This window comes from Paenibacillus rhizoplanae, assembly GCF_042684125.1.
Lineage (GTDB): Bacteria > Bacillota > Bacilli > Paenibacillales > Paenibacillaceae > Paenibacillus_AQ > Paenibacillus_AQ rhizoplanae.
This window is the reverse complement of sequence record NZ_JBHUKY010000034.1, coordinates 1-26,048: the sequence shown is the minus strand read 5'-3', so window position 1 is coordinate 26,048 and position 26,048 is coordinate 1. Positions and strand designations below refer to the sequence as shown.

21 protein-coding genes are annotated in these 26,048 nt (G+C 54.4%); 18 read left to right on the top strand and 3 right to left on the bottom strand.

The genetic code is table 11. The annotated features are described in order from the left end of the window. The first annotated feature begins 50 nt into the window (after positions 1–50). The 7 genes from cidR (at position 51) to ACFSX3_RS21050 (ending at position 10,330) form a co-directional block, all read left to right on the top strand. A complete protein-coding gene (gene cidR, locus ACFSX3_RS21080; protein WP_209989200.1) occupies positions 51–968 on the top strand; it encodes a cidABC operon transcriptional activator CidR in 918 nt (305 codons plus the stop codon). Between the two features lie 117 nt (positions 969–1,085). After that, entirely contained in the window at positions 1,086–1,370 is a 285-nt protein-coding gene (locus tag ACFSX3_RS21075) for an aspartyl-phosphate phosphatase Spo0E family protein (RefSeq protein ID WP_209989409.1), read from the top strand. Between the two features lie 143 nt (positions 1,371–1,513). Then, a complete protein-coding gene (locus ACFSX3_RS21070) occupies positions 1,514–2,920 on the top strand; it encodes a DNA-binding protein (RefSeq protein ID WP_209989197.1) in 1,407 nt (468 codons plus the stop codon). A 403-nt stretch (positions 2,921–3,323) separates the two neighbouring features. Further along, positions 3,324–3,710: a MarR family winged helix-turn-helix transcriptional regulator gene (locus ACFSX3_RS21065; RefSeq protein WP_209989194.1), complete on the top strand. Its 387-nt coding sequence runs from the start codon at positions 3,324–3,326 to the stop codon at positions 3,708–3,710. Next, the gene (locus ACFSX3_RS21060) at positions 3,703–5,463 is read left to right on the top strand and encodes an ABC transporter ATP-binding protein (protein ID WP_209989191.1); all 1,761 of its coding nucleotides are present in this window, start codon (positions 3,703–3,705) and stop codon (positions 5,461–5,463) included. The genes ACFSX3_RS21065 and ACFSX3_RS21060 overlap by 8 nt, the downstream gene beginning before the upstream one ends. Beyond that, a complete protein-coding gene (locus tag ACFSX3_RS21055; protein WP_379254579.1) occupies positions 5,460–7,364 on the top strand; it encodes an ABC transporter ATP-binding protein in 1,905 nt (634 codons plus the stop codon). Before ACFSX3_RS21060 ends, ACFSX3_RS21055 begins: the two co-directional genes overlap by 4 nt. Positions 7,365–8,101: 737 nt before the next feature. Further along, positions 8,102–10,330 carry an MMPL family transporter gene (locus tag ACFSX3_RS21050; RefSeq protein ID WP_209989188.1) on the top strand — a complete coding sequence of 743 codons (2,229 nt, stop codon included), beginning with the start codon at positions 8,102–8,104 and terminating at the stop codon, positions 10,328–10,330. A 398-nt stretch (positions 10,331–10,728) separates the two neighbouring features. Here ACFSX3_RS21050 and ACFSX3_RS21045 read toward each other — a convergent pair whose 3' ends face one another. The 3 genes from ACFSX3_RS21045 to ACFSX3_RS21035 form a co-directional block, all read right to left on the bottom strand. After that, positions 10,729–11,046, bottom strand: coding sequence for an antibiotic biosynthesis monooxygenase (locus ACFSX3_RS21045; RefSeq protein WP_209989185.1), 318 nt, complete (start codon positions 11,044–11,046; stop codon positions 10,729–10,731). Positions 11,047–11,088: 42 nt separating this feature from the next. Then, complete coding sequence (locus ACFSX3_RS21040; protein WP_173135974.1) at positions 11,089–11,808, bottom strand: 3-ketoacyl-ACP reductase; 720 nt, start codon at positions 11,806–11,808, stop codon at positions 11,089–11,091. Between the two features lie 229 nt (positions 11,809–12,037). Beyond that, complete coding sequence (locus tag ACFSX3_RS21035) at positions 12,038–13,591, bottom strand: FAD-dependent oxidoreductase (protein ID WP_209989183.1); 1,554 nt, start codon at positions 13,589–13,591, stop codon at positions 12,038–12,040. Positions 13,592–13,744: 153 nt separating this feature from the next. Here ACFSX3_RS21035 and ACFSX3_RS21030 point away from each other — a divergent pair, with 153 nt between their 5' ends. The 11 genes from ACFSX3_RS21030 to ACFSX3_RS20980 form a co-directional block, all read left to right on the top strand. After that, positions 13,745–15,112, top strand: a complete 1,368-nt coding sequence (locus tag ACFSX3_RS21030; protein ID WP_209989180.1) for a spore germination protein — start codon at positions 13,745–13,747, stop codon at positions 15,110–15,112. Then, entirely contained in the window at positions 15,109–16,209 is a 1,101-nt protein-coding gene (locus ACFSX3_RS21025) for a GerAB/ArcD/ProY family transporter (protein WP_209989177.1), read from the top strand. The genes ACFSX3_RS21030 and ACFSX3_RS21025 overlap by 4 nt, the downstream gene beginning before the upstream one ends. After that, positions 16,206–17,321 (top strand): Ger(x)C family spore germination protein, encoded by a 1,116-nt coding sequence (locus ACFSX3_RS21020; protein ID WP_209989175.1) that lies wholly within the window; start codon positions 16,206–16,208, stop codon positions 17,319–17,321. Before ACFSX3_RS21025 ends, ACFSX3_RS21020 begins: the two co-directional genes overlap by 4 nt. Positions 17,322–17,392: 71 nt before the next feature. Beyond that, positions 17,393–17,788, top strand: coding sequence for a Fur family transcriptional regulator (locus ACFSX3_RS21015; RefSeq protein ID WP_209989171.1), 396 nt, complete (start codon positions 17,393–17,395; stop codon positions 17,786–17,788). A 487-nt stretch (positions 17,789–18,275) separates the two neighbouring features. Beyond that, the gene (locus ACFSX3_RS21010) at positions 18,276–20,330 is read left to right on the top strand and encodes a methyl-accepting chemotaxis protein (protein ID WP_209989168.1); all 2,055 of its coding nucleotides are present in this window, start codon (positions 18,276–18,278) and stop codon (positions 20,328–20,330) included. Between the two features lie 91 nt (positions 20,331–20,421). Continuing rightward, a complete protein-coding gene (locus ACFSX3_RS21005; RefSeq protein ID WP_209989165.1) occupies positions 20,422–21,234 on the top strand; it encodes a uroporphyrinogen-III synthase in 813 nt (270 codons plus the stop codon). 63 nt (positions 21,235–21,297) lie between these two features. Next, positions 21,298–21,930, top strand: coding sequence for a ThuA domain-containing protein (locus ACFSX3_RS21000; protein ID WP_173135990.1), 633 nt, complete (start codon positions 21,298–21,300; stop codon positions 21,928–21,930). A 74-nt stretch (positions 21,931–22,004) separates the two neighbouring features. Beyond that, the gene (locus ACFSX3_RS20995; protein ID WP_173135993.1) at positions 22,005–22,364 is read left to right on the top strand and encodes a phasin family protein; all 360 of its coding nucleotides are present in this window, start codon (positions 22,005–22,007) and stop codon (positions 22,362–22,364) included. Continuing rightward, positions 22,365–24,035, top strand: coding sequence for an ABC1 kinase family protein (locus ACFSX3_RS20990; protein WP_209989161.1), 1,671 nt, complete (start codon positions 22,365–22,367; stop codon positions 24,033–24,035). Positions 24,036–24,552: 517 nt separating this feature from the next. Beyond that, positions 24,553–24,783, top strand: coding sequence for a hypothetical protein (locus ACFSX3_RS20985; RefSeq protein ID WP_209989159.1), 231 nt, complete (start codon positions 24,553–24,555; stop codon positions 24,781–24,783). Beyond that, a partial coding sequence (locus ACFSX3_RS20980) for a DEAD/DEAH box helicase (protein WP_379313226.1) occupies positions 24,767–26,048 on the top strand: 1,282 nt, incomplete at its 3' end. The genes ACFSX3_RS20985 and ACFSX3_RS20980, both read left to right, overlap by 17 nt.

The window sequence follows — 26,048 nt, the reverse complement described above, 5'->3', positions numbered from 1 at the left end:
AATAGATTGAATAGCTCACATTCTAATTGTCTATACATGGAGGTTACCTAATGGATATCAGACAGCTGGAGTATTTCGTGCAGGCCGCCAGGCTGAACAGCTTCTCCAGAGCCGCAGAATCGCTGTATATTACCCAGCCGACCATCAGCAAGATGATCCGTAATCTGGAGACGGAGCTGGGGGCCGATCTGTTCTACCGCGAAGGCAAAAGCATCCGCCTGACGGATGCCGGAGAGCTGCTGCTCGTCAAGGCGCAGAATATTGTAGAGTCCTTTGCCAGTCTCTCCTCTGAGCTGGACAGCCTGCGCAATCTGAAGCGGGGGCATATCCGTATCGGACTGCCGCCCATGGTGGGGGCCAGCTTCTTCCCGGCGGTCATCGGGGAATTCCACCGGAAGTATCCCGAGGTGACGATCCGGCTGCATGAGGACGGGGCGAAGAAAGTAGAGGATGACGTAGAGTCCGGCCTGCTCGACATCGGGGCGATTGTGCTGCCGGTAGATCAGACCCGGTTCCACAGCTTCACCTTTGTGGAAGAGAAGCTGGAACTGCTGGTTCCCGCAGGACACCGTCTGGACGGAGCCCGGCAGGTGCCGCTGAAAGAGCTGGCCGAGGAGGAGTTCGTCCTGTTCCGGGAGGACTTCGCCCTGCATGACCGGATTATCTCGGAATGCGTCAAAGCGGGCTTTCAGCCCAAGGTGGTCTATGAAAGCTCCCAGTGGGATTTGATCAGCCGGATGGTCGCCGCCGGAATGGGCATTGCGCTGCTGCCGGAGACCATCTGCCGGGATATCGACCGTTCGCAGGTAACGGTCATTCCCCTGACCGAGCCGGTGATTCCCTGGCAGCTGGGCATGATCTGGCGTAAGGACCGCTACCTGTCCTTTGCCGCAAGGGAGTGGATTGCTTTTGCGATGAATGTACTCGGGGAGCGGTATCCCCCGCCGGAGCATCCTCAGGATATATAAATAACGGAGCTTTATTTTTATACTTCAAGCGACATTTTTTTCTTTTTTTGCAAATTTTGTTTTTTGGCATCATGATTTATGATAAGGGAGAAGTTGATAGAGAGAAGGTGAGTGACCGTGAACCTTTACCAGAATTCTCCTGATGTTAGCGGCCGGGATTACAGAGAAGACGAGCTGTTCCTTACTATAGAGAACTTAAGAAGCGAGCTCCTGGAGGTTGCCCAGGAACGGAGTCTGAGCGACCACGCAGTGCTGGAGCTTAGCCAGCGGCTGGACGGATACATTGTCATGGCCCAGAACCTGATGATGGAGAGTCTGCGCAGCCGCAAGAACGGAGCCGCGCCCTACGGCAAGAATACGAAGAGTCAGCGGATCAGGAATAAGGCGGCTTTGCAGCAATAATCAATAATACAACCGGTTTTCTGACGGTGTTCGGAACCTGTGGTCCTACTATTGTGGGGCCATTTTGTTGTGCTTTTCATAGTCATGTCCTATAATGGAAATTAATAGAAGGATAACCTGAATGATGGATTGGGAGGTGCCGGGTGGAGGCGAAGCTGACTACATTACGAACGGAAATCGAGAAGAGTCTGTCCCGCTCGGGCCATAATCTTGCCTCATTTGCCAAAATATCCGGCCTGAACCGTGGCAGTCTCAGCGCCATTCTTCACGGCAGTCCGCCGAAGCCCATCTCGCTGGGACAGCTGGATGCCATGACCCGGGCCTTCGGATTCCCGGAAGGCTGGCTGTATCCGCTGTATGTGGATGATTGCTTCAGTGAAGAAAGAATCTCCCGCCGCCGCGTCGAGCCCTTCCTGGTCAAATGTGCCGAGATGGGCAAGCAGCAGTGCATTGAAGAGGTCTTAAGCAGGATTATGGAATATCAGCGGCCGCTCGATATCATCTTCAGGGTGGCAGAGAGGCTGTTCTGCGGCGGCAGAGTACAGGAATCCGTCGTATTCTACAAGCTGATTGTAGACCATGAGCCGGACGGCTATTCCGAACGGATGGCGATTAGCAAATACCGTATCTTCAAGTCTCTGCAGTCCACTCCCGATGTGGATATGGAGCAGAAGCTGCGCGCTGTAATCAGCTTCGAGCCGTATCGCGGGCTGCTTCCCGAGGAGATGCAGCTGGACGGGCTGCTGAAGCTGGCGAAGGTATGCTTCGCGCTGCACCGCTGGAAGGATGTAGAGAAATTCGCCGATGAGCTGAGGGCATTAGCAAGCGGCATCTACCGCGAGGAGCTGCGCCGCAGCAAGGGGAAGAGGGCAGAGGCCTTTCAGGCGGAACGTCCGCTGGTGGTCTATTACGGGCATGGTTATCTGCTGAAGGCATCAGCGCTTACCAAGCAAGGGGAGTATGAGCAGGCCAAGAAATACACCGCCGGCTATGCGGATCTCGGATGGTTTGAGATGATGGATGACGAGGGGCGCAGCAGTGTGGACAGCTTCAAGCTGTTTGCTGCCGCCAACGGGTTTACGCTTGAGATTCTGATGGGCAACATCTCTGTATTGCCGTCCTATATCGTTTTCTTGTCCGAGCACCCCGGCGAGATTCTGTCCGGCATGGTGATCATTATGGAGTCGGCCAACCGCTTCGGATTCTCCGCAGATGCGGTGATGTCGCGCTTTTCCCGGGAGATGCTGCGCTTTGAACAATTCCAGGATACGATCAATGTGGACCGGGTGTACCGTCTCTATTATCAGATTGCGATCTACCATATCTCCCGCAAGCAATATGCCAAGGGAATAGACTATATCATTCATTGTCTGCGTCTGGCCATCAGGCTGAACAACGGCAAGGACTTCATTAATTGTGTAACCTTATTTGAACTGAACAGAGACTACGCCTCGGATACCCAGCAGAATGCGTACCGGGAGCTGATCAGGGAGGTGAGAGCGCATGAAGAGATCACTGTTGATGACGGCCAGCGTTTTGGTATTGTTTAGCTTCATTCTTGCGGGTATAGGAACAGATCAGAAGTCCAAGACCAGAGGACTAACTGCTGTTGAACACGGAGTGGAATTCTAAAGCGGACTAGAGCAGTGAATTGTATAGCTTAGAGAGACTCCCCGGCCCTTTGTGTCGAGGGAGCGTTTGCGCGTGGATATGTGAAATAAATTACATAGTAAGGGCGTAATCAGGAATTGACAAATTGCAGGCACGAAAATATAATTAGGTAGCCTAATTAGTATATGATTTAATTATTTGTAGACCTAACTAAAATGAGGTGGAAGCATTGGGATAGAGCGGGAAGGTGAAAACTCAGTCGGGCACAAGCTTTTCTCAGCATTAAGGAAGCTGCGCAAAGGGCATTGGCATCACTCGGTGGAGGGGCATAAGCCAAGTGAGATGACTTTACTGATATGTATAGCACGGGCGTCACATTCTACGGATCTGGGACTTAAGGTGTCGGAGATCAGCCGTTTCCTGGGATTGACTCCGCCCACGGTAACCCAGCTGATTAATAGTCTTGAAGCCAAGCAGATGGTTGAGCGGCAAGCCGATGCCTCCGACCGTAGAGTAGTGCGCATCAAGTTGACCGAACAGGGCAAAATTATTACACGCAAGGCCAGGGACCACATGGACGCTACCCTGCAGAAGATGGTGGCGTATCTGGGGGAGGAAGAATCTGACCAGCTGGCGGAATTGCTGTTGAAGGTCTATGCCTTCATGGAGGATAATCCTCCGCCTAACTTAGACCGGTTACAAATGAACGGAGATGAGAAGCTTGATTAAATTAATGAAACAACTGAAGCCCTTCCGTTTGGCCATCGCAGGGGTATTGATTCTGGTATTCCTGCAGTCCATGGGTGATCTGTATCTTCCCACCTTAATGAGTAACATTATCGATAAAGGGATTGTGGACGGAGACCAGCCGTATATCTGGAGAATCGGCGGCTTCATGCTGCTGGTGGCGGCAGGCGGTGTGCTTTGCTCTATTATTGCCAGCTATCTGTCAGCCAGAGTGGCGGCAGGCTTTGGGAAGAATACCCGTTCCCGGGTGTTCAATCATGTGGAAAATTTTACCCTTCATGAATTCGATAAGCTGGGCACGGCCTCATTGATTACACGTACCACTAATGATATTACACAGGTTCAGACGGTACTGACTATGATGCTCCGCATGATGGTTGGTGCTCCGATGATGATGATCGGCGGTATTATTATGGCGGTTTCGGAGGATGCCAAGCTCTCACTGATCTTTGTGGTGGTGATTCCGCTGCTGGTTGGGGCGATTTTTTTCATCGGAATGAAGGGTCTTCCGCTGTTCAAGGCGATCCAGATCAAGCTGGACAAATTAAATCTGGTGCTGCGCGAGCATCTGACCGGTATCCGCGTCATCCGCTCCTTCAACCGGATTGAGCACGAGAACAGACGGTTCAGTGAGGCGAACCGCGACCTTACCGACACAGCGATTAAAGTCAACAAGGTGATGGCGGGACTGATGCCGTTGATGATGATTGTCATGAACTTCTCGATGATTGCCATTCTGTATTACGGCGGAATCCGCATTGGTGACGGGGATCTGAAGGTTGGCTCTCTGATGGCATTCATTCAGTATGCGATGCAGATTATGTTCTCGCTGATCATGGTATCGATGATGTTCGTACTGATTCCAAGAGCTTCTGCCTCAGCACTGCGCATTAATGAAGTGCTGGATATGCAGCCTGAGATTAAGGACCCTACCTCTGCGGAACTGAAGACTACGGCTACAGCTACCCATAAGGACGGCCGTGACGGATTGCGCGGGTATGTGGAGTTCGACAATGTATCCTTCGCTTATCCGGGTGCGGAACAGGCGGCCTTGTCGGGAATTACCTTCAGTGCGCGCCCCGGTGAGATTACCGCCATTATCGGCGGAACCGGGTCAGGTAAGTCGACGCTGCTGAACATGATACCTAGATTCTATGATGCTATAGAAGGTACGGTGAGTGTGGACGGTGTGGATGTGCGCCAGATGACGCAGGAGGAACTGCGGAGCAAGATTGGTTATATTCCGCAAAAAGCCGTGCTGTTCACCGGTACCATCAACGAGAATATCCGTTACGGCAAAGAGGATGCTACTGAGGAAGAGATTCTTCATGCCGCCAAGGTGGCACAGGCCTATGACTTTGTCACAGCGATGAAGGAAGGCTTCGATTCAAGCATCTCCCAGGGGGGCGGCAACGTCTCCGGCGGCCAGAAGCAGCGTCTGTCGATCGCCCGTGCCCTCGTCCGCAAACCGGAGGTGTACCTGTTCGACGACAGCTTCTCCGCGCTGGACTTCAAGACCGATGCCAAGCTGCGTGCCGCGCTCAAGGCGGAGACTACGGAATCTACTGTCCTTATTGTCGCACAGCGGGTAAGCACAGTAATGGATGCAGACCGGATTATCGTACTGGATGAAGGTCAAATTGTCGGAATGGGCACGCACCGCGGGCTGCTGGATAACAATGAGGTGTACCGCGAGATCGTATCCTCGCAGCTGTCAGAGGAGGAAATAGCATGAGTGAACAGAACAAAGCAGCGAAGCCGCCGCAGGGCGGCAGACACGGCGGCTTCGGCGGTGGACCGGGCGGCGGTCCCGGCATGAGAATGCCCGCCGAGAAGGCGAAGGATTTCAAGGGCACCCTGCGCCGCCTGGTCCGGTATTTGCGTCCGCGCCAGGTTCAGCTAATTATTGTATTCGTGATGGCGATTGCCAGTACCGTATTCAGTATTTTCAGCCCCAAGGTTATGGGGAAAGCAACGACCAAGCTCTTCGAAGGCGCTTATGGCAAGATGATGGGCGTGGCTGGGGCCGAGATTGATTTTGGCTATGTGAATAATATTCTGATTATTCTTGCCGGGCTGTATCTGTTCAGTGCACTGTTCAGTTACATTCAACAGTATGTAATGGCCGGTGTGGCGCAGAAGGTTGTCTATGATATGCGCGAGCAGATCAACAGCAAGCTGGAGCGGCTGCCGCTGAAATATTTCGATTCCCGGACCCACGGGGAAATTCTCAGCCGGGCGACCAATGATGTGGACAACATCAGTACCACCCTGCAGCAGAGCTTGACCCAGCTGATCACCTCCATTGTGACGATTGTCGGGGTTATCGTGATGATGCTGACGATCAGCCCGTGGCTGACCCTGATTACGATCGTTACGCTGCCGCTTAGCTTCGTGGTGATTATGCTGATCACCAAGCGCTCCCAGACTTATTTCGTCGGACAGCAGAGATCGCTGGGCCAGCTGAATGGACATGTGGAGGAGATGTATACCGGGCACCGGATCATCAAGGCTTTTGGACGGGAAAAGAATTCACTGAAGGACTTCAATGCCATCAATGAGGACCTGTATAACTCCGGCTGGCGCTCCCAGTTCATCTCCGGGATTATTATGCCGCTGATGATGTTCATCGGGAACCTGGGGTATGTGCTGGTGTGTGTGGTCGGCGGGATCTTCGTGACCAAAAAAGTGATCGACGTCGGCGACATTCAGGCGTTCATCCAGTATTCGCGCCAGTTCACCATGCCGATTACGCAGACCGCGAATATCGCCAACATCATTCAGTCCACCATCGCTTCGGCAGAACGTGTATTTGAACTGCTGGATGAGGAAGAGGAAGTTCCTGAAGTGGCAGCTACACTGGCGAAACGTTCAGCAGCTGCCGAAGAGGGCTCTGTGGAATTCCGTCACGTGCAGTTCGGCTACAAGCCGGGTGAACTCCTGATTGAAGACATGAATATCGAGGTCAGTCCGGGACAGACCATTGCGATTGTAGGGCCAACCGGAGCCGGCAAAACCACGCTGATCAACCTGCTCATGCGCTTCTATGAGATCAGCGGCGGGGAGATTGTTATTGACGGTGTGAACATCACCGATATGAAGCGCAGTGAGCTGCGCAGCAAATTCGGAATGGTGCTCCAGGATACCTGGCTGTTCAACGGGACCATCCGCGATAATATCGCTTACGGCCGGGAAGGGGCTACGGAGGCTGATGTGGTGCGGGCAGCCAAGGCTGCGCATGCCGATCACTTCATCCGTACGCTGCCGCTCGGGTATGACACGATTCTGAATGAAGAAGCCTCCAACATCTCCCAGGGTCAAAAGCAGCTGCTTACCATCGCCCGGGCGATTCTGGCCGATCCGTCCATCCTTATCCTGGATGAAGCGACCAGCAGCGTAGATACGCGGACAGAGGTGCAGATCCAGAAGGCGATGAACACGCTGATGCACGGCAGAACCAGCTTCGTCATCGCTCACCGCCTGTCCACCATCCGTGATGCCGACCTGATCCTGGTCATGAACCAGGGTAGCGTCATTGAGAAGGGCACCCATGTGGAACTGCTGGAAGCCGGCGGCTTCTATGCCGATCTCTATAACAGCCAGTTCTCCGGGGATGACCTGCCGGACGCAGGCTGATTCCGATTGGTTCCAAGATAAGCTGAAACGAATGCCGTCCTTTTAAAAGACAGCGTAGCCGTTTCCACTTCATAGCTCCACTTGATAGCTCAGCCCCGGCGTTCATTGCAGAGAGTCTTCGGACAGACTTTGCGTGGACGCCGTTTTTTATCTAATGAACCTAACCTAATCTACCTAATACACTCAATCTACCCAACCCAACCCAACCCAACCCAACCCAACCCCATCTACCACCCATCAACCCCGATCCAACCTCCATCTATCCTCAACCAACTCCCTCCCATCTAACTCCATCTATCGTCCATCGCGCGATTTCACCATTTCCTGCCCAAAATGCAACTTTAACCGCATTCAATTCACCTCAGTAGAAAAATGTTGCTTAGAATACACGATTCTTTCTCTTATCTAGCAGCTACAAGTAAAATTCCTGCATTCCCTGCAACAATCCTCCGAATACCCGATTATTGGTGAGCAGAAGCTGCATTAATTACAGAATTTCTGGTCTGGTCCGCACATAGTGAGCATTTAATCCGGGGGAATTCTCTAGTAAATGGTTATTGTAACTCTCTGTTGTAAGAGGTAATGAATCAAGATATTCCGGTGACGATGCAGCAGATTATAACTCTAGTTTTCTACGAAACGAGAAAAAAGGTTTGCTTAAAATTTTCGGGGTATATATGATAAGATTATCAAAATGACCCGTGGCTCATTTTTGGGGCGGACGGACAGGAGAGAGGATGAAAGGTATGTCAGGCTACGGAAAATGGGTAGCAGGGAGTAAGACCAGATGGATTACTCTGCTGGTGTGGATCGCGGTGGTTGGAGTGCTGACCATGCTATGGCCTTCGGTGAACTCTCAGGTTGCCAATAATGCACCTAACCTGCCGGAGAATTCACAATCGGTGCGGGCATCGGTCGTTGCCGAGAGAGAATTTCCGGCCGGAAGCGGAGTGCCGGCACTGCTTGTATGGCATCGTGACGGCGGAATATCGGAGGAGGACCTCGTACATATAACCGCAGTATACAGCAAGCTTGAGCAGCAGCCTCTGGAGCATCAAAACTTCGTTCCGCCGCTGGGTAAGCTGCCGCCGCAGGCGCTGCAGGCGTCCTTGTCGGAGGACCGGAGCACGATCGTCACCCCGGTGTTGTTCGACAAGACGGCGGACAGCGACCAGCTAGGCGATTCGCTAACCAGCCTGAAGAAGCTGATTCAGACAGAGACGGGGGCTGACCCGTCTGCCGCCAAGCCGGACAGCGGAGACTTAAGTCTGCGCGTATCCGGTCCGGTCGGAATCTCGGTGGATGCTACCGGACTTTTCAAGGATGCCGATGTATCGCTGCTAATTGCAACCGTCATTCTGGTGCTAGTCTTCCTGCTCCTGATCTACCGTTCGCCGATTCTGGCCCTGATTCCGCTGGTTGCTGTAGGCTTTGCTTATGGTGTAACCAGCCCGGTGCTGGGCCTGATGGCCAGAGAAGGCTGGATTACGGTGGATTCGCAGGCGGTCTCGATTATGACGGTGCTGCTCTTCGGGGCAGGGACAGACTATTGTCTGTTTCTGATCTCGCGCTTCCGCCAGATGCTGAAGGTGGAGGAGAATAAGGGGCGTGCACTGCTGAGTGCCATTTCCCACTCCTCCGGGGCGATTGCGATGAGCGGCTTCACAGTGGTGCTCGCACTCTTCGCTCTGCTGCTGGCTAAATACGGCGCGTACCACCGGTTTGCCGTGCCGTTCAGCGTCTCCATTCTGATTATGGGGGTGGCCAGTCTGACCCTGGTTCCGGCCTTGCTGGCGATCTTCGGACGGACTTCGTTCTTCCCGTTCGTGCCGCGGACTCCGCAGATGGAAGCGGAACGTGCCAAGGCCAAGGGCAGACCGGTACCGCAGCCGCAGCCGAACCGCCGCAAAGGAATCGGGCAGCTGGTCGTTTCCCGCCCCTGGGCCATTGTCGGAATTACAGTAGTGCTTCTAGGAGTGCTGGCCTCGTTCTCCAGCGGAATTAAGTTCACTTATGATATTCTGTCGTCGTTCCCGAAGAATATGGAGTCGCGGGAAGGCTTCGACCTGATCGGCAATCAATTCTCTCCGGGGGAGCTTGCGCCCGCTAAGCTGATGGTCGATACAGAGGGCTTATCTGGCGGAGAAGACCTGAAATCCGTGCTGAGCAGCCTGTCCTACGTGGATGAGGTCTCAGACCCGCAGCAGGGGGCCGTCAACCCGAAAATTACCGCCTATGATATCGAGTTCAAGGACAATCCGTATTCCATCGAAGCGATGAATCATATTCCGGCACTTCAAACTACGGTTGAGCAGGCATTGGCGGAGTCGGGAATCGGGAACGTACAGGATAAGGTGTGGATCAGCGGCCAGACCGCTACTCAGCATGATACCAAGGAGCTTGGGGAACGGGATACCGATCTGATCATACCAGTCGTAATCGGCTTGATTACGCTGCTGCTGCTGGTCTATCTCAGATCCGTTGTAGCTACGGTGTATCTGGTAGGGACAGTTATTCTATCGTTCTTCTCGGCACTGGGCCTGGGCTGGATCATCATTCATTATGTACTCGGTGCAGATGCGATTCAGGGTTCAATTCCGCTCTATTCCTTCGTCTTCCTGGTAGCGCTAGGGGAGGATTACAACATCTTCATGATCTCGAATATCTGGAAAAAGAGTAAGCACATGCCGCTGAAACGGGCGATTGCTGAAGGCGTAAATGAGACCGGGTCGGTGATTACCTCCGCCGGACTCATCTTGGCCGGTACCTTCGCCGTGCTGGCTAGCCTTCCTATTCAGGTACTGGTGCAATTCGGCATCATTACAGCGATTGGTGTGCTGCTGGATACCTTCGTGGTCCGCCCCTTCCTGGTGCCGGCCATCACCGTCCTCTTCGGGCGGGTGGCCTTCTGGCCGGGTAAGCATGAGGAGATAAGCGAAACCGCTGTTCCAGATACAAAGAGTTAACCATAGGGATGCCCCGCAAGGCTATCAGGCCTGCGGGGCATCTTTGTTCACAAATATAGGGATTTTGTGCTAAGAACAAAGGAAGTTCCGCGGGCCAAATGAGCGAATGAGAAGCAGAAGTGCACCTGAATTCCCCGGACGCGGGCCAAATGAGCGAATGAAGAGCAGAAGCGCACCTGAATTCCCCGGACGCGGGCCAAATGAGCGAATGAGGAGCAGAAGTGCACCTGAATTCCCCGGACGCGGACCCAAATGAGCGAATGAGGAGCAGAAGTGCACCTGAATTCCCCGGACGCGGACCCAAATGAGCAAATGAAGAGCAGAAGTGCACCTCTTTACATCTTATACCACAAGAAGCAGGCTGAATGGAGAACGCTGTGGCCGCCTTATATGATGCTTCAGGCCTGGCCGCCCGGAGTACGGCTGTGCAGCAGCTCGTACTTGTCGAGCGAGGCACCGACAATGGCCTCGTTCTTGCCTGCGCCCCGGTGCGATTCGCGGAAGGCAGGGCTTGAAGTCCAGCCGTTCAGCGCGTCCTCACTCTCCCAGACGGTGGAGATCTTCAGTTCCTCCACACCTTCCTTGGGCGCTCCGCGCCAGACCTCCATGCGGATGAATCCGGGCATACTCTGCACACCGTTATTAGCGCCGAACCGTGAGGCCAGCGCTTCTCCGTGCCCTTCTTTGATCTTAATTGTATTGGTAACTACCAGCATAACATAGTCCTCCTTGTAGGGCTTTCGTAATGACTGCTGTTATTATTGCGGATTGGTGGTCCAGATTCCTGCTGTTTTGAGGAAGACGCGGTCAGGCAGCTTCAGTGCGGCGAGTGTCAGCTCGGCCACGTCCTCCGGCTGCATCATCCGGTCTTCTTCTCCGATCTTAAGGCCTGCGCCTGTAGCCAGGCCTGTATTCACTGTGCTCGGAGTCAGCGCCACGACACGGATATTATGCTTGCGCACCTCCATGGCCAGCGCTTCCGTCATGCCCATCAGCGCGAACTTGGAAGCACAGTAGGCGGAGCCTGTGGCGAAGCCGCGTTCTCCTGCGGTGGATGAGATATTGATAATATTGCCGCTTGAACGCTCAATCATAGCAGGCAGTGCCGCACGGGTTACATAGTAGGCGCCGAACAGGTTGATCTGCATATGCCGTTCCCAGTCGGCAGGGTCCATCTCCAGGAACGTGCCGAACTGGGCGATCCCGGCATTGTTGATGAGCGCATCGAAGGGTCCCAGGGTCTTCTGCAGGGCCATAACTGCGCGCTCGGCTTCTTCACGTACGGCTATATCCGCTACTGCAATACTGACCTTGATGTCATATACCTCAGTCAGAGCCGTCTTCAGCGCCTCCAGATCCGCTGAAGTTCTGGAGATAAGGCCCAGGTTGGCGCCTTCCTTCGCCAGCGCCATGGCGAGCGCCTTGCCGATTCCCTTGCCTGCCCCTGTAATTACAATACTGGTTCCTCTCAAATCCATAACCTGTCGTCACGCTCCTTATAGAATGATGGGTACTGCAAGATCGAATATATTGCTATTATACCTGAGCGGACAGCGACAATCACGCCGGAGCGGCAGCCCCGGGCAATATTATCCTACTATCCGCCCGGGCCGCCGCCGGTGACGCGCATCGCGGGCAGAGGCTCAGTTCAATCGCCGTCCGCTCAGCCGCCGTCGCTCAGCCGCCGTCAGCTCAGTCGCTGTCAGCTCAATCGCCGGCCGTGATTTTCTTAAGCGGCACAGTCGCCGGCCCTTCCAGCACATCGCCTTCATAGGAGAAGCGGGAGCCGTGACACGGGCAATCCCAGGAGCGTTCCCCGTCATTCCACTCGCATTCACAGCCCATATGGGTGCAGGTTCTGTCGATCAGATGCAGTTGGCCTTCGGGATCGCGGTAGGCGCCAACGCGTTTACCGTCGTGAAAGACCACGGCGCCCTGATCCGGTTCCAGATCCTGCGTCTTTTTATGGACAATCTCCACTTTTCCGGATACCAGCTCCTTGGCGACAGAGAGATTCTGCACAACGAAATTCTTGATGGCGGGAACCGCCTTGAAGCGTGAAGAATCGTATAACCCGGTGTACGGGTTGCTGCTGCCCTGAATCGAGTCTGCGATCATGCGCGCGGCCAGGGTCCCGGTGGTCATGCCCCACTTCCCGAACCCGGTAGCGATATAGATTTCTTCGTCCTCTGCCCGTTTGCCGATGTAGGGAACCCGGTCCAGAGTGATCAGATCCTGGGTGGACCAGCGGAAAGGAATGCTGCGGATGCCCAGTAATTCTCCTGCAAACTTCTCCAGATTCTCATAATGGCCGAACGTACAGATGCCTTGTCCGGTCTTGTGGTTCTCCCCTCCGGCGATGACCAGCTTGCGCCCGCCCCATTCCACGGCCCGCAGCGAACGGGTCGGTTCACCGGCACTCAGATACATGCCGCCTTCATAATCCGTTTCCGGTTCAAACGCCAGGCAATAGGAGCGTTCGGCATGCAGCCGCGAGAAGTAGAGAGATCCGCCGTCATAAAAAGGGAAATGCGAAGCAGACACGGCATGGCGGCAGCGGATTTGGTATTTGCCGCCCTCGGTATGAAGGGTTAGGTGTCCGTCCGAATCCACCTGCTCCCCGATCATCGTATGTTCAAATACGGTACCTCCCTTATCCAGAACCGCCTGCAGCAGTCCCTTTAAATATTCAAGCGGATGGAACCGGGCCTGCCCCGGCATCCGGATCGCGCCGCCCGCGCCCAGAGGCAGGGGCACCTGATCCAGCCACTCCCCAGGCAGTCCGAGCTTGCTGTACGCCTCGAATTCCCGGTTCAGCTCCTTCAGCGTTTTCTCATCTCCCTTGTCGGCATAGAGATAGGCGGCTTCCGGCTTCATCCCGCAGGAGAGGTCCAATTCCTCCGCTGTGGCCATCATCCACTCCATGGCCTCACGGTTGGACTGATAATACATGCGGGCCTGCTCCTCACCGAAATTCTTCAGCAGGTCGCCGTAGATCATCCCGTGCTGGGCGGTGATCTTGGCGCTGGTGAAGCCGGTGGCTCCGCCGAGAATCTCTCCGGCCTCCAGCAAGGTGACCTTGTACCCGGCATTGGACAGCAGATAAGCGGTGGTAATCCCGGTAATCCCCGCCCCTACAATAGCTACGTCTGTGACATGATCTTCCGCAAGCGCCGCGAAAGAGGGCAGCCCGGTGCTGCTTCTCCATAACGATTCCGGGAATTGCGGAAGACCTTGCGAACGGTGTTCCTGTGAGTTCATAGTCAGTCCCTCCTAAGTCATTATCCATTCAATTATTACCACTCTTCTGGAAATAGAAACGCCATGCTTCAGCCACAGGTGCATGAAAACAGGCAGGAAGTGCCAATATAAGGAGAAGTTAACGGAGAAGCGGACATAGAGGGGGAAAGACCCATGCCGGGACAAGAGCATAAGCAGGAGGCCTCCCTGAATGGAATCAGAGGTCAGCTAAGCGGGTTCGGCGATCTTGAAGACAAGAGCTTGACGGTTCCGGCGGGGCAGGTCAGCCTGCTGTATATCAAAAGTGTTACGGATGGACAGGCGATCAGCCGGAATATCATTGCTCCGTTCTACGAAATGGGGAATCCGGCAGGCTATTACAGCTACATCGCTGATTACCCGGGCAGTGAGGTGGTGACAGAGGGACCGCGGGCGGTGGAGCTTCTACTCAGCGGTTATGCCTGTATAGGCTGGCAGGATAAGCTCTGCTTCTTCGATGTCCTGCGGGCCGAGGCCAGCAGTGTGAAGGAGACGGTCACGGAGAGCATCAGTCAAGGCCCTTCCGACGCGCTCGGGGAGAATCTCGCAGTGAACCTCAATCTGATCCGGCGGCGCTATCAATCCGCTGCACTCAAGATGGAATTCACCGTTATTGGCAATATGTCCAAGACCAAGGCAGCGATTCTCTATGACGAGGACAGAGTGAATCCTGAGGTGCTGGCGGAGTTAAAAGAGAAGCTGGACTCGCTTAAGCTGGATATTCTGCAGGCCGCCGGAGAGCTGGAGAAGTATATCAGCAGCGACAAGCTGCGCATTTTCCCCAAAACCATCGTTACAGAGCGCCCGGACCGGGTAGTATTCAATCTGGCGGAGGGCAAGGTAGCTATCCTGCTGGATACGACCGGGTATGCCATTGTGCTTCCGTCGATCTTCAACGATTTCTTCATAGCCATGGATGACAAAATCCAGCTTCCCTTCGTAGGGCGCTTCCTCAAGCTGCTGCGCATCGTGGGCGTGGCCATGACATTATGGCTGCCAGCCTTGTATATAGCCTTCACCTCGTACAATCCGGAGATTGTGCGCGTACAGATTGCCCTGCTGATCGGGGGAAGCCGTGCAACGGTGCCTTACCCTTCTTTTGTCGAGGTGATTCTGATGATGATCATGATGGAGTTCCTGACGGAGGCCAGCTTGCGGCTGCCCCGGGCGATCGGTCCGACAGCGACAACGGTGGGCGGTCTGATTCTGGGACAAGCGGCTACCGCAGCGGGGTTGATTGGCAACATCATGATTATTCTCGTCTCCGTTGTGGCGATATCCAATTTCCTGGTGCCGCTCAATATGATGAGCTTCTCGATCCGGGTTCTGAAATATTTCTTTGTCATCGCAGCAGCCTTCCTCGGACTCGTCGGCGTGGTCATCTGCCTGGTGGGCTTCACGCTGTATTTATGCAGCCAGCGCAGCTTCGGCCAGCCTTATTTCAAGCTGTTCTTCCTGGATACGATAGGAACATCCCTGAAGAAGAAAGGCGGGGGACAATGATGGCGAAGAGCCGCTATTTCTACTGCCTGTTTCTCATGAACTCCCTGATTAATATCATTAACTTCACCCCCCGGGAGCTGCTCGATACCCGCTTTGACGGTGCGCAGTCCTCCATTCTGGTTGCGGTGGTTACAGGCACCCTGTTCATCTACCTGTTCACCAAAGTCATTAATAAATTCCCTGGCAAGGGACTCCCGGAAATCTTCGCGTCAGCCTTGCCGAGGCTGCTGTCCTCTCCGCTGATTCTTATTTATGCGGTTCTCTGGTATTTGGCCGGAGCGCTGATCCTGCTGTCCTTTGTGGATATTACTCTGCGGTTTGTCAGCCCGGATACCCATCCAACGGCAGTCCTGCTGGGGTTCCTGGCTGTGGTATGTCTCTGCAGCCGAATTGACTCGCTGTCCCTGCTCTACGGGCTGGAGGTGACACTCGGAATCACACTGCCCTTAATTCTGTATACGACAGTCAAGGCGGTCGTTAACCCGAACTTTAGCTGGGATGCCGTACTGCAAATGATGACCTATTCGTTACATCGTCCGGATATGAACAGTATTGCGGCAGCGACGTTTACGTTCAGCGGCTACATTAATATGGCCATCTTCAACCGGGTATTTCATGGTTTGAAGCTTAAGCATGTGTGGATTCTGAGTCTGGAGGGGCTGCTGGTGCTGCTCGTCACTTTTCATGTGCCTATCGGGTACCATGGGACCGTCGGCGTCGAACGGCATGTGTATACCTGGTTCACCACGGCGGACAGCATCAGTATCGAGGCCTTTTTGGTTGAGCGTATGCTGTATGTTTTTTATTTTGCTTACAGTACGCTGGCTCTGGTCAGTGCCGTTATCCAGTGGCATGTCGGCAAAGAGCTGTTCCTTAGCCAGCTTCCCTCTACAGGCGGCAAACCCAGATCCAAGCTGCGGCAGGAGGTGGTTATCCTGGGGATTTTTGCGGCAGGGACCCTTCTTCTGATGCGTATGGATCAATACAACCTTAATATGCTGGGAGTATTCCTGCTGCACATCCGCTGGTACGGGGAGCTGCTGCTGATCCTGCTGTTATTCTGGTGCTACTGGATGATAAGGAGGCGCAGAGCATGAGGGGAAGAGTCATTCGGGCCATGCTGCTGATGCTGCTGTCCACCGTCATGGCCGTGCTCATTTCAGGCTGCAACTACAAGGATATCGACCGTAGAATATTCGTAGTGGCGATTGGAATAGATCCCGGTAAGGCGGAAGGAACATTCAAGGTCAGTCTGAAGCTGGCGATTCCGCAAGGGGATGTAACGAAGATTGACGAGAAGATGCAGATTCTCACGGAAGAATCGGAGAGTATCTCCGAGGCGCTGCGCAGAATGAAGTCCAAGGTGGAGAAGGAGCTGGATTATGTCCACTGTAAATCAGTGGTTCTGGGTGAAAAGATTGCCGCCAAGGATATCCGGCATGTTGTGGACTGGGCGGTACGGCGCAGGGATATCCAGCTGATTATTAATTTTGCCGTGGGCAGGCCGGGGGCACTGGAAGTGTTGCAGGTCAAGCCGCCGTCGGAGCGCATTCCGTCCAACTCTCTGATTCTGGCGATGAGCGGGCAAGGGACCGAGTCCCCCTTCATCTCAAGTGTGTACTCCTATCAGCTGATGAGGAGCATCTATGAGAAGGGGATAGATCCCATCCTGCCGATTATTGAAGTGCCGGAGGAGAATCAATTCCTGATTGATAAAATCGCTCTGCTGGATAAGAACAAAATCAAGCTGGTCCTCACGCCCGATGAGACCAGGCTGTTCAACCTGCTGTCCCGCTCCGATCTGCAGACGAATTTCCCTGCCCATATTGGCAGTGGAATGTACCAGTATTATACCGAGAGCTCTTCCTCCAGCTACCGGATTGTGACTCCGCCGGATGGAGAGCCTTATATCCGGTACACCATCAAGATTCGGGCAATTCTGGAGGAGAACAGTACGGAGGAGATGATCACCCACCAGATGCTGAAGAAGATTAATGAGGCAGGAGCTGCGGAGCTGCGTGAGGCCGTTACAGCCTTGCTGGTCAAAATTCAGGATAGCGGCATGGACCCCTTGGGGTGGGGGCTGCGTTACGGGTCACGGCACTGGAACAACGCAACAGAGATGTCGGACTGGGAGAACTTATATCCCCGGCTGAAATTCCAGGTCAAAGCCGATGTCGATGTGAAATACTCGGGAATGATCAAATAAAGTCCGGCCGGTTGACGCTTTCAGCATCAGGACTTATACTTGATCTAAAAATAAGCTAGAGGATGATAAAGATGAGAACCCTGAACTTAACCTCTCAACGTCAAGCTGTATACGATATCGTCCGTAATTCCCATGACCACCCGACCGCTGCGGAAGTCATGAACCGGCTGGTGGAGCAGGGACATAATCTGGCTTATGGAACAGTCTATAATTCCCTGCGTTATCTCTCGGATAAGCAGATGATCCGCGAGCTGAAGCTGGGTGAGGCGGCAAGCCGGTATGACGCCCGTCTGGACGATCATCAGCATATTGTCTGTGAGATCTGCGGTGCGGTAGATGAAGTGATGAGCCAGGTTCCGCAGGAGTGGAGCGACTCGGTCGCACAGGATACCGGTTATTCGATCACTCACACGCATGTTGTATTCGGTGGCGTATGCCCGGCTTGCAGAAGCAAGAATTCGCTATAGAACTATATAGATTGAACTTGAAAATATACAGACAGGGAAAAGTGGCGGAGGAGAATTTTGGAACTGTAGGAGCGATAGCGTCCGCCTGAAAGCTTTCCGCAGGAAAGCTCGCTTCGGAAGCATCAGCAGTCACCGGATTTCCTCCGCGAAAAGCGGATTGAAATCAAGAAATCTGTAGACAACAGCGGCCGGAGGGCCAAACATTCTCTGGAGTCACGGCAATCCCGTCACAGAAAAATAAAAGTACAATCTATATAGGACCTTTGTACGGGGATATGCCTTGGACAAAAGGTTGAATATAACAAAAGACCGTTTTCATCGAAACGGTCTTTTGTTGTGTACATATAAAAATTATCAATAAAGATAGGAGAATAATCATGATTTGGAGCAGAAAAGAGGGTTTCCGGGGGCGGTATTTAATTATATAGTTAGTCTGCCAAATTATCGTTCTTAAGACCCATGAAGAAAGAGAGAGTGAGTTCATCATATGACTAAAAAGGCGCGTCTGAACATCCGTACCAAGCTGATTGCTACCTATCTGCTTGTCTTGCTGGTGCCGAGCATCATTATAGGCTGGCAAACCTATCAATCCGCCAGCAGCAAGGTCGGGGAGCAGCTTACCAATAATGCCAAGGAAAGCGTAGTAGCAGTGAACGAGATCATTAATCACAATATTCAGTCCAAAATAGATGATATTCTTTATTTTGCCGGCCAGCTTGCGGCGGATTCTATTAATAGTGAAGCAGCCGGAGAGACTGCGCCTGTTCTGGAGAGCCGATTGAAGGAATATGCCGCGCTGCATTCCGATGTGCTGGATATTTATGCCGGAACCAGCAAAGGCAAAAGTATCCGCGCAGCAGAGATGGAGCTGCCGGACGGCTATGATCCGCGCAAGGAGAATTCCTATGTCAATGCGCTTAAGCGTGGCAGCGGCATCGTGATCTCACCGGTATTTCAGACGGTCAATCAGGAGAGCGCGGTTGCCATTTCGGCGGTGCTTGCGGGCGGAGACGGGGTAGTCAGCCTTGATCTTAACCTGTCCTCACTCGCCAGTCTGACGAATATCAAGGTCGGACAGGAAGGTTATATTCTCATTGTAGACAGCAGCAAGAAATTTCTGGTTCATCCGTCAGAAGCGATTGGCGAAGAATCCTCGCTTGATTTCGTGAAGCAAATGTTCGGGAGTGAGAGCGGAAGCTTCGATTATGTCTATAAGGATTCACCGAAGAAGCTGACCTACATGGTGAACGGGCTGACCGGATGGAGAATCGGGGGGACCATCAGCCTGAATGAGGTTACACGGGCGACCAGTGATATCCGCGAAACGGTGTGGCTGGTGATTTCTGTATCCGTACTTCTGGCCCTGGTGCTGATCTATTTCAATGTCTCGTCGATCCTGAAGCCGCTGCTACGTCTGCGCAGAGCGACTGAACGCATCGCCGGAGGCGACCTGTCGCAGGATATCGGGGATTTCCGTGCGGATGAGATTGGCCTCCTGGCCGGGAATTTCCGCCAGATGGTCGGGAATCTGCGGCAGATGATCATCGGTGTACAGGAGATGACGGACAATGTCTCCTCATCGGCGGAGCAGCTCACGGCGGGCGCGGAGCAGACGACCAAAGCCATAGAGCATGTTACCGTGGCGATTCAGGAAGTAGCGGCGGGGACTGAACGGCAGGTGAACAGCGTACATAAAGGGATGATTAGTACGGCAGCCACCACAAGCGAGGTAGCCCATATCTCGGAATTCATGGAGCAGGTGTCGGCGATGATGGACAAGACCTCGCTCTCGGCTTCGGAAGGCAATGATTCGGTCATCAGCGTGGTGGACAAAATCAACGGCATTCATGAGACCGTGGAGGAGATGGGGACGATCATCGACAAGCTGAGTGAGCGGGTCGTACAGATTCAGGGAATTACCGGTGTGATCACGGGGATCTCGCGGCAGACCAACCTGCTCGCACTGAATGCTTCCATTGAAGCGGCCAGAGCGGGTGAACAGGGACGGGGGTTCGCTGTAGTGGCTTCAGAGGTCCGCAAGCTGGCAGAAGAATCAGAGAAGTCGGCGAGAATGATCTCTGAACAGATTACGTCCATTCATTCAGAGATGCTCCAGGCTACAGCTACCATGGAGGATGCGAAGAGTAAGGTTATGGGCGGCATTATGGCTGTGGATACAACGGGGCGTTCCTTCTCGCGCATCCGCAGGGCCGTCAAAGGGGCGGCGGAGAAAATCGAAGCGATGAACGAAGCCGTCCATACCCTCACCGCTGAAGCGGACAGTATGGACAAAGCCATCGGCGAGATCCGCGGCATTACCGAGGAGGCGGCAGGCAATACCGAGACCATCTCGGCCGCAGCCCAGCAGCAGCTTGCATCCGTGGAGGAGATTGCCTCCTCTTCAGCAGATCTGAGCCATCTGGCCGATGAGCTGCAGCAGCTGGTAGGCCGCTTCAAGTTGTACCCCGGAAATCAGGCTCCACCAGTGTCCGAAGTACTTAAGCCCGGGGTGAGCCTTCCCGAAGAGCCGCACAATTCCTGAGGATAAATATGCGGCCTGGTCTTTTCTTTTACCACACTTTGCAAGTATACTGATAAGCAATAATACGGGGTGATGAAGGGGAGAGACGTTCATGGCAGAGCAATTGAAGGGCATTACCGTGGCCCTGGCCGGTCCGCGCAAAGCGGAGGAAATGGCCAAGCTGGTAGAGAATATGGGAGGAACCGCGCTGCACCGTCCCGCCCAGGGAACCACGTTTCTGGATGATGCTGCCCTGCGTGACGGGCTGATCGCCTGGACGAATCAGCCGCCGGATCTGGCCGTTCTGACTACCGGCATGGGACTCGACGCATTGTTCGAAATGGCCACGAAGCTGGAGCTTGAGGGCCGCTTCCTGGAGGTTCTCTCCGCTTCACCTATTGCTGCGCGCGGTTATAAGACAGTGAATGCTCTGAAGAAACGGGGACTTGAGCCGGTGGTGCGTGACGATGACGGCAGCAGCGCCGGTCTGATCCGCGGACTGCAGGATTGGGATTTGCAGGGCAAGCGGGTTATGCTGCAGCTGCACGGGGAGACTGCGCCTCATCTGGTCGGGTGGCTGGAGCAGGCGGGGGCAACCGTAGGCTGTGTGCAGCCTTACAGGTATACCGAGCCGGAGCCGGGAGCACTGTCTCTGCTGCTCACAGAGATTACGGAAGGACAGGTGGATGCGGTCGCCTTCACAAGTGCGCCGCAATTCCGCTTCCTGGCGCAGCATGCAAGGGAGCAGGGCCGGCTGGAGGCGCTCATTCAGGCACTGGAGGACCAGGTGCTGGCAGTATCCGTCGGCCGGCTTACCTCGGAGGCCCTGAAGGAAGAAGGCGTGAAGCGGATTGTTATGCCGGAGCATGAACGGATGGGCAGCATGTTCGTGGCACTGGGCCGCTATATTGCGGCACACCGGTAGCAGAAGGCCGCCGGGCTCTGCGTACAAAGACAAGTAATACAAGTAATACAGAGGAGGAGACCCATGGATAAGAGAAAATGTCTGTTGTTAGGCGATTATACACACCCCCGGTTTCACCCGCTGCAAGGGGTAGATAAGCAGGTCAGTGAAATTCTGAATGAGCTTCTGACGGTGCAATGCTCGGAGAACAAGAAGCTGCTGTTAAGCGAGCATCTGTCCGGATACGATCTCTGCATCGCATATAATGAATTATGGAACGAAACGGTATCCCCGCAGCAGACTGCAGGTCTGCTGAGTTATGTCAGCGGGGGCGGCGGACTGATTGTCCTGCATACCGGTATATCCCTGGCGAAGCGGTATGAGCTGGCCCAGCTGATCGGCGGCAGATTCACCGGACACCCGCCTTTTACTCCGCTTCAATTCAAGGTGCTGGAGCATGATATCACCGAAGGCATGGAGGATTTCCAGCTGGATGAAGAGCCATACCGGTTCGAGTTCGACCCATTCACCGACAAAAAAATTCTGCTGGAGTACGAAGCGGACGGTGAGCTGCTGCCTGCGGCCTGGTGCCACAGCTATGGACTGGGACGGGTAGTCTATCTGATGCCCGGGCATCACGAGCCTTCATTCCGTCACCCGGCAGTCCGCCAGCTTATTCTGCGGGCAGCTACCTGGGCGGCACGAATCCCCAGATAATCCGCTTTTTTTGTGAAATGGCGGGCTAAGGGGTATACTTTATCCATAACTGGAATCTTTGGGAGGGAAGTACCATGAGTGATTTGTTAAAGAAAGCAATCTCTTTAGGAGTTGGCCTCACCATTGTCAGCAAGGAGAAAGTCGAGAAGGTCGTAGATGAGCTGGTGAAGCGGGGCGAGCTGGCCCCTTCGGAATCCAAGGCCCTGGTCGACCGCCTGGTAGAGCGCGGGGATGAAGAACGGGGAGCGTTCAAGTCTGCCGTGCAGGAACAGGTTCAGCGGGTGCTGAAGGAGCTTAAGGTGCCCGTTCAGGAGGATATCGCCGGACTGGAGTCACGTATTGCCAAGCTGGAAGGACGCGTGGCCGAGCTGGAAGGCAAGTCCCCTCAGGAGTTCCCCCAGGAGACCATCGTGCCGGAAACAAGTAGTGAATAAATGGCAGTCCGCATAAGGCATGCCGGACGTTACCGGGCTATAGCCATGGCGCTTATGCGTCATGGCTTCGGCTATATGGTGGAGGAACTGGGCCTTTACCATCTTCTGTCACTTCCCCGCCGGATTATTACACAGGAGGTTCATGAAAGTGTGACACTCGGTGAGCGGGTCCGCCGGGTGCTGGAGGATTTGGGGCCGACCTTTGTCAAGCTCGGCCAGCTTGCCAGTACTCGCTCCGATCTGCTGCCGGAGGGGATTATTCAGGAGCTGGTTAAGCTGCAGGATCATGTGCCGCCCTTCTCTGCCGAGACTGCCCGCAATATTCTGGAGCAGGAGCTGGACCAGAATATTGATGCGGTCTTTGAATACTTCGAGAACAATCCGCTCGCTGCCGCCTCCATCGGCCAGGTACACCGGGCTGTACTGCATGGCGGACAGAGTGTAGCGGTCAAAATACAACGTCCAGGCGTCATGCGGACCATGAGCAGGGATCTGGAAATTCTAACGGATCTAAGTCTGCTTGCCGAGCGCAAGATGGACTGGGCCAGACAATACGGATTAACCCGGATGGTCGAGGAATTCTCCCGCGCACTGCTGGCGGAGCTTGATTATGCCCAGGAAGGGCGTAATGCCGAGCGTATAGCCGGGCAGCTGTCTGCTCAAGATAATGTATATATTCCGTCCATCTATTGGGACTTCAGCTCCACAAGGGTGCTGACCATGGAGTATATGGAAGGAATTACGCTGAACCGCAGGGACGAGCTGCTGGGCGCAGGCTTTAAGCTCAAGACTATCGCCCAGCAGCTTGTTGAGATGATGCTGAATCAGATTTTTATTCATGGCTTCTTCCATGCCGATCCGCATCCCGGCAATGTCATGGTGCTGAAAGACGGCAAGCTGGCCCTGATCGACTTCGGGATGGTCGGGCGGCTTAGCGAGGACATGAAGGATAGCCTGTCCGCGCTGGTCATCGCACTAATGCGTAAGAATACGGATTCGATGGTACGGGCCATTCTGCGTCTGGGTGTAATTCCTGAGGATGCCGACCGGATGGCGCTGCATGATGATATGGACCGGCTGCGGGAGCAGTATTATGATATCCCGTTCAAGCAGGTCAGCATCGGCAAGGCGCTGAATGATCTGTTCGGCATTGCCCGCAAGCACCGGCTGGTCATTCCGCCGGATCTGGCGATGCTGGGCAAGACCATGCTGACGCTGGAAGGCATGGTGTCCAGCCTGGACCCGGCCTTCAGCATTATGCAGATGGCCGAGCCGTTCGGCAGGCAGCTGCTGAAGCAGCGCTTCAGCGGAAGCCGCCTGCAGCGCAAGCTGCTGGGCGGGGTAGCCGATCTTGCCGAGAGTCTGGTGGAGCTTCCCGCCCAGGCCCGGCAGCTCTCGTCGCTGATCAGCAAGGGCAAGCTGAAGGTCGAGATCGGTGTACCCGAGCTCCAGGGTCTGGAGCATAAGTTCAGCCGGGTCGGTAACCGTCTGTCCTTCAGCATTGTGCTGCTGGCCTTCAGCATCATTATGGCCGGGCTGATTATCGCATCTTCCCTGCGCGGCGAGCCTTCGCTGCTCTGGGACTTCCCGATCGTTGAGATCGGATCAGTCATCGCCCTGCTGATGATTCTGTGGCTACTGTTCTCTATCTTCAAATCAGGAAGATTCTAGCCGGAAGAAGACGGGAAATAATTATTCTCCGGCAGATGCACACAAGCGGCGTGAAATCAAGTACAATATATACAGATAACTTGCCAGAAATTAAAGTGTAATGGAACGCAAATGGAGTGCCGTCTGAATGTCCGGTGGATCGCTGCTGCGCCTTTAAAACCGAACTTCGACCGCAGCCTTGCGGGCCCATGGGACGGAAGGGCTCCGGTGACGGGGTTCTTCCGCTTTTGTTTGATACGGATACTCACGAGTGATATCCGTATCCTGCTTACTTGCGTACATTACTCCGTTAAATGGATGAATATAAGTTATGAAATTTGATTGCCGGAGGGGCGTTCCCTTTCGGGTAGCCTCCTGGTGCGAGAATGAAGGGTATTAATGCACCTGAATTCGCTGGATGCGGGCCAAGTGAGGGAATGAAGGGTATTAATGCACCTGAACTCGCTGGATGCGGAACAAGTGAGGGAATGAAGGGTATTAATGCACCTGAATTCGCTAGATGCGGGCCGAATGAGGAATGAAGGGTATTAATGCACCTGAATTCGTCGGGTACGGGCTAAGTGAGGAAATGAAGGGTATTAATGCACCTGAATTCGCCGGATGCAGGCCAAGTGAGGGAATGAGGGGTATTAATGCACCTGAATTCGCTGGTTGCGAGCCAAGTGAGGAAATGAAGGGTATTAATGCACCTGAATTCGCCGGATGCGGTTTTGAGGTTGGACCGGACTTTTATGAAACAAAAATTTAGGAAAAAGAGTGAGGTGGAGCAATTGCCGGGTTTTAAGGAATTAGGAGTATCTGAAGTATTAACCGATCTGCTCAAGGGGCAGGGAATCGTGAAGCCGACGCCGGTGCAGGAAGAGGCTATTCCGCCGCTGGTGGAAGGTCTGGATGTCATTGCGCGCGCGAAGACGGGAACGGGGAAGACATTGGCTTTTCTGCTGCCGATTATGGACAAGATCCGGGTAGAGGCGGCGTATCCGCAGGCGCTTATCCTTGCGCCAACACGTGAGCTCGCGCTGCAGATTACCGAAGAGGCGCGCAAGCTGGCCCGTCATACGGGTGTGAAGATTCTGGCGGTCTACGGCGGCCAGGATGTAGAGAAGCAGCTCCGTAAGCTGGAAGGCGGCAGACATTTGATCATCGGCACGCCGGGACGGCTGCTGGATCATCTGCGCCGGGAGACGCTGGACCTGAGCGGCGTGAAGATGCTGGTGCTGGACGAAGCGGACCAGATGCTGCATATGGGCTTCCTGGAGGATGTGGAGACGATCATTACGGCTGTGCCTTACCGCCGCCAGACGATGCTATTCTCCGCGACCATGCCGGACCCGATCAAACGGCTGGCTGCGAACTATATGAAGGAGCCGCTTGATATTATTATCAAGAGCGGCTCGCCGATTCCGCTGGATAATATCCGCCAGCAGGTGGTGGAATGCTCGGACCGCAACAAGGAAGAGGCGCTGATCTCGCTGATCGAGCGGGACCGCCCATACTTGGCCATTATTTTCTGCCGGACCAAACGCCGGGCCATCAAGCTGAACGAAGCACTGCAGGCGGCCGGTTATGATTGCGACGAGCTGCACGGGGATCTGTCGCAGGGCAAACGTGAAGCCGTCATGAAGCGGTTCCGGGAGGCCAAGCTCCAGCTGCTGGTAGCTACTGATGTGGCGGCACGCGGTCTGGATGTGGAAGGGATCACCCATATCTTCAACTACGATCTTCCGCTGGATGCGGACAGCTATATTCACCGGATTGGCCGCACGGGCCGCGCCGGAGGCAAAGGCCTTGCGATCACGTTCGCTTCGCCGCGCGAGCGCGCCGGGCTCGAACTGATCGAGCACGGCATCTCCCAGCGGCTGGACCGCCGCCGGTACGAGAAGGATGAATTCGGCGTAGGCGAATTCACCTCGGTCCAAGGCGGCGGCTCGCCGCGCGGGCGGCAGAGCGCTGCGCCTGAAGCGGCGCGCGCCGGCCGTGGCGGCCGCGGGCAGGGCCGCAGCGGCGGTGCGC

What these genes read in the sequence shown, in the direction of transcription:
- ACFSX3_RS21005 (WP_209989165.1), top strand. Translation starts at nt 20,422, where the DNA reads ATGGCAGAGCAATTGAAGGGCATTACCGTGGCCCTGGCCGGTCCGCGC.
- ACFSX3_RS21055 (WP_379254579.1), top strand. Translation starts at nt 5,460, where the DNA reads ATGAGTGAACAGAACAAAGCAGCGAAGCCGCCGCAGGGCGGCAGACAC.
- ACFSX3_RS21050 (WP_209989188.1), top strand. Translation starts at nt 8,102, where the DNA reads ATGAAAGGTATGTCAGGCTACGGAAAATGGGTAGCAGGGAGTAAGACC.
- ACFSX3_RS21020 (WP_209989175.1), top strand. Translation starts at nt 16,206, where the DNA reads ATGAGGGGAAGAGTCATTCGGGCCATGCTGCTGATGCTGCTGTCCACC.
- ACFSX3_RS21040 (WP_173135974.1), bottom strand. Translation starts at nt 11,808, where the DNA reads ATGGATTTGAGAGGAACCAGTATTGTAATTACAGGGGCAGGCAAGGGA.
- ACFSX3_RS21010 (WP_209989168.1), top strand. Translation starts at nt 18,276, where the DNA reads ATGACTAAAAAGGCGCGTCTGAACATCCGTACCAAGCTGATTGCTACC.
- ACFSX3_RS20985 (WP_209989159.1), top strand. Translation starts at nt 24,553, where the DNA reads ATGAAGGGTATTAATGCACCTGAATTCGTCGGGTACGGGCTAAGTGAG.
- ACFSX3_RS21045 (WP_209989185.1), bottom strand. Translation starts at nt 11,046, where the DNA reads ATGCTGGTAGTTACCAATACAATTAAGATCAAAGAAGGGCACGGAGAA.
- ACFSX3_RS20990 (WP_209989161.1), top strand. Translation starts at nt 22,365, where the DNA reads ATGGCAGTCCGCATAAGGCATGCCGGACGTTACCGGGCTATAGCCATG.
- ACFSX3_RS21065 (WP_209989194.1), top strand. Translation starts at nt 3,324, where the DNA reads ATGACTTTACTGATATGTATAGCACGGGCGTCACATTCTACGGATCTG.
- ACFSX3_RS21030 (WP_209989180.1), top strand. Translation starts at nt 13,745, where the DNA reads ATGCCGGGACAAGAGCATAAGCAGGAGGCCTCCCTGAATGGAATCAGA.
- ACFSX3_RS21000 (WP_173135990.1), top strand. Translation starts at nt 21,298, where the DNA reads ATGGATAAGAGAAAATGTCTGTTGTTAGGCGATTATACACACCCCCGG.
- cidR (WP_209989200.1), top strand. Translation starts at nt 51, where the DNA reads ATGGATATCAGACAGCTGGAGTATTTCGTGCAGGCCGCCAGGCTGAAC.
- ACFSX3_RS21025 (WP_209989177.1), top strand. Translation starts at nt 15,109, where the DNA reads ATGATGGCGAAGAGCCGCTATTTCTACTGCCTGTTTCTCATGAACTCC.
- ACFSX3_RS20995 (WP_173135993.1), top strand. Translation starts at nt 22,005, where the DNA reads ATGAGTGATTTGTTAAAGAAAGCAATCTCTTTAGGAGTTGGCCTCACC.
- ACFSX3_RS21015 (WP_209989171.1), top strand. Translation starts at nt 17,393, where the DNA reads ATGAGAACCCTGAACTTAACCTCTCAACGTCAAGCTGTATACGATATC.
- ACFSX3_RS21035 (WP_209989183.1), bottom strand. Translation starts at nt 13,591, where the DNA reads ATGAACTCACAGGAACACCGTTCGCAAGGTCTTCCGCAATTCCCGGAA.